Consider the following 6,783-nt stretch of genomic DNA (forward strand, 5'->3'; position numbering starts at 1 on the left):
AGACGCATTGCCCGGTAGCTAAGTTCGGCACAGATAAGCGCTGAAAGCATCTAAGCGCGAAGCTGGCCCCGAGATGAGTCATCCCTAGAGCTTCGAGCTCTCTAAAGGGTTGTTCTAGACTAGAACGTTGATAGGCAGGGTGTGTAAGCGCTGTGAGGCGTTGAGCTAACCTGTACTAATTGCCCGTGAGGCTTAACCATACAACACCCAAGAGGTTTTGGGTTGGACTTAAAATAAGCCAGTTGATTGTGGCGAGAACGAACAGCTTTCTAGATTACCGAATTTGCTTGGCGACCATAGCGCTTTGGACCCACCTGACTCCATGCCGAACTCAGTAGTGAAACGAAGCAGCGCCGATGGTAGTGTGGGGTCTCCCCATGTGAGAGTAGGACATCGCCAGGCTTGCTTTCTTGTTTTCAGATTTTTGGAAAAATCTGAAGGCAAAAACAGATTTAATCATCAAAGCTGATATGTGTAAGACTTTGATGAGAAAACACCAAGCCCTGACCTCACGGTCGGGGCTTTTTTGTATCTATAGCAAGATATCACGCGTTTTGATTCAATAACTTACCGCTTCAAACTCTATAAACCGTTATACCTCAATAATGTATATCTGTGCTCACTCAACGCGGAAGCCGAGAGTCGATTCCAATATTACTCGGTAAAGCGCGCTTTTCACCGGTAATCTATAGACATAAAAAAACCTCCTTTGCGGAGGTTTTGATTATCAAGCTTGTTGACTCGCTATTACGCTGGATTATTGGCGATCAGTTTTCTTGTTCGCTCTGCGGGTTCATCGAGTCCAAGCTTTTCATAGGCTTTAAGCATTAAAGGGAGTGACGCTCTGGCCGCTTCTGTATCAGGGAAGTCACGCTGCAACGCTTGGCAACGATTAACCGCGGCAACCCAAGCTTCTCGACGAATGTAGTAATCTGCTGCGGCGAGCTCATAGTTAGCAAGGCGGTTTTTTAATGCGGTCATCCGCGCTTTGGCATCTGCGGCATACTCACTGTTTGGATAGCGCTCAAGCAGGCGACGAAAATCGGCAAATGCTTTGCGTGCTGGCTGAGGATCTCTGTCGTCCCGCTCCATACGAAGAATATCGTGAATGAGGCTACGATCTTGCGCCATATGGGTAAGGCCACGCATATAAACCACCCAGTCACTTTCTGGGTGCGCAGGGTGCATACGCATAAAACGATCAATGGTTGCCTCGGCTAAAGCCAAGTCATCATTTTTGTAATATGCATAAATCAGATCCAGCTGCACTTGATCAGAATAAGCACCAAAGGGATAGCGTGAATCCAGTGCTTCCAGCTTTTCAATAGCGGTTATCCAAGCCCCTTGATTTAACTGCGCTTCAGCATCCTGATACAGTTTGGATGGCGGATCGTCTTGGACGACTTGGTCGTTACTTGAACAACCGGCGAGTAGAGAGGCTGCGAATAGTGCAGTCAGGGTTAGGCGTTTCATGGGTTATCGCACTTCCTTGAAAAGTTTTTATGCCATCTGGATTACGGTCGCAGCGGCAAACAGATACAATGTCATTATTCCGGCTATTTTATCCAGTGACAGGCGACTATAGCAAAAGGCGTTGATAGGCGATATGCCGAGCGCCACTATAACGACTGTCGCGAGGGTTTAGTCATAGAAATCATAGAAAAGTTCGATATGGCACAACAGATAGAATTATCCCACCAGATCCAAGACCATCAACTAGGTCAACGGCTTGACCAAGCCATTGCTGAGTTGTTTCCTGACTACTCACGCTCTCGGATCAAGACTTGGATCCAAGCCGGCCAGGTATCACTCGATGGTGTGACCATTGATAAGCCGCGCCAAAAAGTGATGGGCGGAGAAAACGTTGAGATCACTGCGGAAATTGAAGATGACGATCGCTGGATAGCGCAAGATATTCCGCTAGATATTGTCTATGAAGATGATGACTTGTTGGTGATTAATAAACCTGCGGGGCTGGTTGTTCACCCAGGCGCAGGTTGCCCTGATGGCACTTTACTGAACGGTCTGTTGTATCGTTATCCGGAAATTGGGGACGTACCTCGGGCAGGGATAGTGCATCGTTTGGATAAAGACACCACGGGATTAATGGTGGTCGCTAAAACTATTCCGGCACAAACCCGTTTGGTGCGTGCGCTACAAAAGCGGAAAATTACCCGTGAATATGAAGCCATTGCGATTGGTAATATGACCGGCGGGGGGATGGTGGATAAGCCGATTGGCCGCCATTCGACCAAGCGTACCCATATGGCCGTGCATGAGCTAGGTAAACCCGCGATCACTCATTATCGCGTCGCAGAACATTTTCGTGGTCACACACGATTACGGTTGCGGTTGGAAACGGGCCGTACCCACCAGATCCGTGTCCATATGGCCTACTTAAATCATCCTCTAGTGGGTGATCCCTTATATGGCGGGAAGGCCAAACCGCCTCGTCACGCTGACGATGAGCTTGTACAAAGTCTGCGCCAATTCCGACGCCAGGCATTGCATGCGGCCATGCTACGCTTAGATCATCCTGTTAGCGGTGAGTTGATGGAATGGCATGCACCGATCCCCGACGATATGGTGGCCTTGACTGAACGGTTAAGAGACGATCAAACCCAATATGGAGAAGAGGACTACTGATGTATTGCCTTCAGCCTGATTGGCCCACTCCGAGTAACATACGAGCGCTGACCACCACGCGTATTGGTGGTGCCAGTCAAGGGAGCTTTTCGGGTTGGAATCTTGGCATGCATGTTGGCGACGCGCCTGAAGCTGTGGGTCAAAATCGCGCACTGCTTGCACAGCAGGTGAGTGGGGATATCACTTGGCTTGAACAAGTCCATGGTACACATGTTGTCCACTTGCCGACCCGCTCGCCTCATCCACAGGCAGATGCGGCCTTCACCGATACGACGGGTCAAGTGTGTACCATCATGACGGCTGATTGTTTGCCTGTGCTCGTTTGCAGTGACGATGGTCAGCAAGTCGCTGCTGCCCACGCAGGTTGGCGAGGTTTATCGTCTGGCGTGTTAGAAGCGACGCTATCTCAGTTTTCCGATCCCAATCGATGTCTTGCCTGGTTAGGGCCAGCCATTGGGCCACAGGCTTTTGAAGTTGGGGAGGAGGTGATCGAGGCGTTCGTAACGCACTCACCGAAGGCGATGTCGGCATTTACCGCAAAAGGAAACGGTAAGTATTTTGCTGATCTTTATCACCTTGCGAAGCAACGACTCCAACAGGCTGGCGTTACTGCTGTTTATGGTGGGGAGTTTTGTACCTATCAGCAGGCGGATCAGTTTTATTCGTATCGACGAGATGGGCAAACAGGCCGGATGGCAACCTGCATCTGGCGGGTGAAATAAAATCGACAAAGGTGCTTGAAAAGCGCCGCAATCGTGCCCATTTATTCATCAACTAGAGGTGTTAAGTGGGAGGAACTATGCGCCTTGACCGATTTACGAGTAAATTCCAAATTGCGATTTCTGATGCGCAATCACTGGCATTAGGGCGAGATCACCAGTACATCGAGCCTGTTCATTTGATGACCGCACTCCTGAACCAAGACAGCAGTGCCATCCGCCCGTTATTGACCATGCTGAATGTGGATGTGAGCCAGCTGCGTTCCAGCCTTTCTGAGTTATTAGACCGCTTACCACAAGTAACGGGTACCGGTGGCGAGGTTCAGCTTTCAAACCACCTGGGGACGTTATTTAACCTGTGCGACAAAATCTCGCAAAAGCGTAAAGATAAATATATCTCGTCAGAGCTTTTTGTTTTGGCTGCGGTGGAAGATAAAGGTCAGTTGGGCGAGCTGTTACGTAGTCACGGTTTAACATCGCAAAAGGTTGAAGAAGCGATAGAGAAAGTCCGTGGTGGGCAGCAAGTGGATGATCCTAACGCGGAAGAGAACCGCCAAGCCCTCGAAAAATTCACCATTGATCTTACTGAGCGTGCAGAGCAAGGCAAGCTGGACCCTGTCATTGGCCGTGATGATGAAATCCGTCGTACGGTGCAAGTGTTACAACGCCGTACCAAAAATAACCCAGTGCTGATTGGTGAGCCTGGCGTGGGTAAAACGGCCATCGTGGAAGGCCTGGCTCAACGCATTGTGAATGGTGAAGTGCCAGAAGGACTTCGTAGCAAACGCGTACTCTCTCTTGATATGGGCTCACTGGTCGCAGGCGCGAAATACCGTGGTGAATTTGAAGAACGTTTAAAAGCGGTGCTGAATGAACTGGCCAAAGAAGAAGGCAATGTCATTCTCTTTATCGACGAACTTCACACCATGGTGGGCGCAGGTAAAGCTGAAGGGGCCATGGACGCGGGCAACATGCTTAAGCCTGCCTTGGCACGTGGTGAACTCCATTGTGTGGGGGCAACGACGCTGGATGAATACCGACAGTATGTGGAAAAAGATGCGGCACTAGAACGCCGTTTCCAAAAAGTGTTGGTGAGTGAGCCGAATGTCGAAGACACGGTGGCCATTTTGCGAGGCCTCAAAGAGCGTTATGAATTGCATCATGCGGTAGAAATTACCGATCCGGCTATCGTAGCTGCTGCGAGTTTGTCACACCGCTATATTGCTGATCGGCAGCTGCCAGATAAAGCCATCGATCTGATTGACGAGGCTGCGTCTAGTATTCGGATGCAAATAGACTCTAAGCCAGACTCACTCGACAGGCTTGAGCGTCGCATTGTGCAACTGAAGATAGAGCAGCAAGCGCTGGAAAAAGAAGAAGACAGTGCGAGCCAAAAGCGCTTAGAAACGCTTCGCGACGAGCTAGAAGCAAAAGAGCGCGAGTATGCAGAATTAGAAGAGGTCTGGAATACTGAAAAAGCCGCTGTATCTGGTGCTCAACACATCAAAGCAGCGTTAGAGCAAGCGCGTACTGATATGGAAATCGCACGTCGAGCCGGCGACTTGAGTCGGATGTCAGAGCTGCAATACGGCAAGATCCCTGAACTAGAGAAGCAATTGGATCTTGCCAGCCAAGCAGAGATGCAGGAAATGACGCTGCTTAAAAACCGTGTCACGGATGCAGAGATTGCTGATGTTATCGCACGGCAAACAGGCATCCCAGTGTCGCGTATGCTTGAAAGCGAAAAAGAAAAGCTGCTCAAGATGGAGTCGGCATTGCATGAACGCGTGATAGGGCAAGATGAAGCGGTGAGCGCTGTTGGTAATGCTATTCGCCGTAGCCGTGCCGGTTTGGCGGATCCGAATCGCCCAATTGGTTCATTTCTCTTCTTGGGCCCAACGGGGGTAGGTAAAACCGAACTTTGTAAATCACTGGCTGAATTCATGTTTGACAGCCGTGATGCCATGGTACGGATTGATATGTCCGAATTTATGGAGAAGCATTCCGTGGCTCGCCTTGTGGGTGCACCCCCAGGTTATGTGGGTTATGAAGAAGGGGGGTATCTGACCGAAGCGGTACGTCGTCGCCCTTACTCTGTCATTCTGCTCGACGAGATAGAGAAAGCTCACTCGGATGTGTTTAACATCTTGCTACAGGTGCTGGATGATGGGCGCCTGACGGATGGTCAAGGCCGCACTGTCGACTTTCGCAATGCGGTGGTGATCATGACGTCAAACCTTGGCTCAGAGCAGATTCAGGCGCATTTCGGTGAACTGGACTATGCGGGTATAAAACACACCGTGATGGAAGTGGCTGCAAATCATTTCCGTCCAGAATTCATCAACCGAATCGATGAAGCGGTGGTGTTCCACCCATTAGCCGAAGACCACATCAAAGAGATTGCAGGTCTACAGATGCAAGAGCTGGCTCATCGTATGGCCGAAAGAGACTTTAAGCTTGAGGTCTCAGACGCAGCCTTGGCAAAAGTGGCTAAAGGTGGCTTTGACCCCGTCTATGGTGCGCGTCCACTCAAACGTGCTATCCAGCAGACAATTGAAAACCCGCTTGCTCAGCAAATTCTAAGTGGCGAGCTGATACCAGGGCGGCCTGTTTTCCTCGATGTTGAAAACGATCAAATCATCGCAAAACAGGACTGATAGATACTTATTGAGCGAAAGCCACCGACTTTAGGTGGCTTTCTGCTTAGTTTTCGCATGGAAATGCTCAGTAATAATGCACCTTGTTGGCTTTTTGCTCGCTTGAAATGTTTTTATCAAAAACTCCTTGCGTCAAAAAATCACCTCTCTATAATGCGCTCTCGTTGGCACGGCAAGCCGCGCTAACAACGGCAAAACAAACAAGCAAAACAAAATGCTTGACTTGTTGCCAAAGTGGCGTAAGATGCCACTCCCGCTCAAGATTGAGCGGCGCTCTTTAACAATTTGACCTATGCAATCTGTGTGGGCACTCGTTGAGAATAGACAAAAAGATTTATTCGATGAACTGAGTGACCAAACGACAACTTTTACAGTTGTTCGGCACAGTCAATTCGTTTTTCTCTTCGGAGAGAAACAGTAATCAGTATTCATTGAGCTGAAACTTCGGTTTCGAAAAAACTTAAATTGAAGAGTTTGATCATGGCTCAGATTGAACGCTGGCGGCAGGCCTAACACATGCAAGTCGAGCGGAAACGGCAGTATTGAAGCTTCGGTGGATTTACTGGACGTCGAGCGGCGGACGGGTGAGTAACGGCTGGGAACCTGCCCTGACGAGGGGGATAACCGTTGGAAACGACGGCTAATACCGCATAATGTCTACGGACCAAAGGTGGCCTCTACATGTAAGCTATCGCGTTGGGATGGGCCCAGTTAGGATTAGCTAGTTGGTAAGGTAATGGCTTACCAAGGCGACGATCCTT

Annotated in this window: 4 protein-coding genes and 3 rRNA genes; 6 read left to right on the forward strand and 1 reads right to left on the reverse strand. The window is 49.6% G+C overall.

Annotated features, from left to right (window positions below):
• Together WN56_RS08390 and rrf are read left to right on the forward strand one after the other, a co-directional pair.
• Positions 1–200, forward strand: a 23S ribosomal RNA gene (locus tag WN56_RS08390); the annotation flags it as partial.
• An 86-nt stretch (positions 201–286) separates the two neighbouring features.
• A 5S ribosomal RNA gene (rrf, locus tag WN56_RS08395) occupies positions 287–402 on the forward strand.
• Positions 403–747: 345 nt separating this feature from the next.
• On the opposite strand, the gene bamD is transcribed toward rrf, so the two are convergent.
• Positions 748–1,473: an outer membrane protein assembly factor BamD gene (gene bamD / locus WN56_RS08400; protein WP_046074615.1), complete on the reverse strand. Its 726-nt coding sequence runs from the start codon at positions 1,471–1,473 to the stop codon at positions 748–750.
• Between the two features lie 198 nt (positions 1,474–1,671).
• Between bamD and rluD the strand changes: the two genes are divergently transcribed.
• From rluD to WN56_RS08420, 4 genes are all read left to right on the forward strand, one after another.
• Positions 1,672–2,646: a 23S rRNA pseudouridine(1911/1915/1917) synthase RluD gene (gene rluD / locus WN56_RS08405; RefSeq protein WP_046074616.1), complete on the forward strand. Its 975-nt coding sequence runs from the start codon at positions 1,672–1,674 to the stop codon at positions 2,644–2,646.
• The gene (pgeF, locus tag WN56_RS08410; RefSeq protein WP_046074617.1) at positions 2,646–3,368 is read left to right on the forward strand and encodes a peptidoglycan editing factor PgeF; all 723 of its coding nucleotides are present in this window, start codon (positions 2,646–2,648) and stop codon (positions 3,366–3,368) included. Before rluD ends, pgeF begins: the two co-directional genes overlap by 1 nt.
• A 77-nt stretch (positions 3,369–3,445) precedes the next feature.
• Positions 3,446–6,022 carry an ATP-dependent chaperone ClpB gene (gene clpB, locus WN56_RS08415; RefSeq protein ID WP_046074618.1) on the forward strand — a complete coding sequence of 859 codons (2,577 nt, stop codon included), beginning with the start codon at positions 3,446–3,448 and terminating at the stop codon, positions 6,020–6,022.
• A 462-nt stretch (positions 6,023–6,484) separates the two neighbouring features.
• Positions 6,485–6,783 (forward strand): 16S ribosomal RNA (locus WN56_RS08420); the annotation flags it as partial.

Source organism: Salinivibrio sp. KP-1 (assembly GCF_000968645.1).
Taxonomy (GTDB): Bacteria; Pseudomonadota; Gammaproteobacteria; order Enterobacterales; family Vibrionaceae; genus Salinivibrio; species Salinivibrio siamensis.

What these genes read in the sequence shown, in the direction of transcription:
- clpB (WP_046074618.1), top strand. Translation starts at nt 3,446, where the DNA reads ATGCGCCTTGACCGATTTACGAGTAAATTCCAAATTGCGATTTCTGAT.
- pgeF (WP_046074617.1), top strand. Translation starts at nt 2,646, where the DNA reads ATGTATTGCCTTCAGCCTGATTGGCCCACTCCGAGTAACATACGAGCG.
- rluD (WP_046074616.1), top strand. Translation starts at nt 1,672, where the DNA reads ATGGCACAACAGATAGAATTATCCCACCAGATCCAAGACCATCAACTA.
- bamD (WP_046074615.1), bottom strand. Translation starts at nt 1,473, where the DNA reads ATGAAACGCCTAACCCTGACTGCACTATTCGCAGCCTCTCTACTCGCC.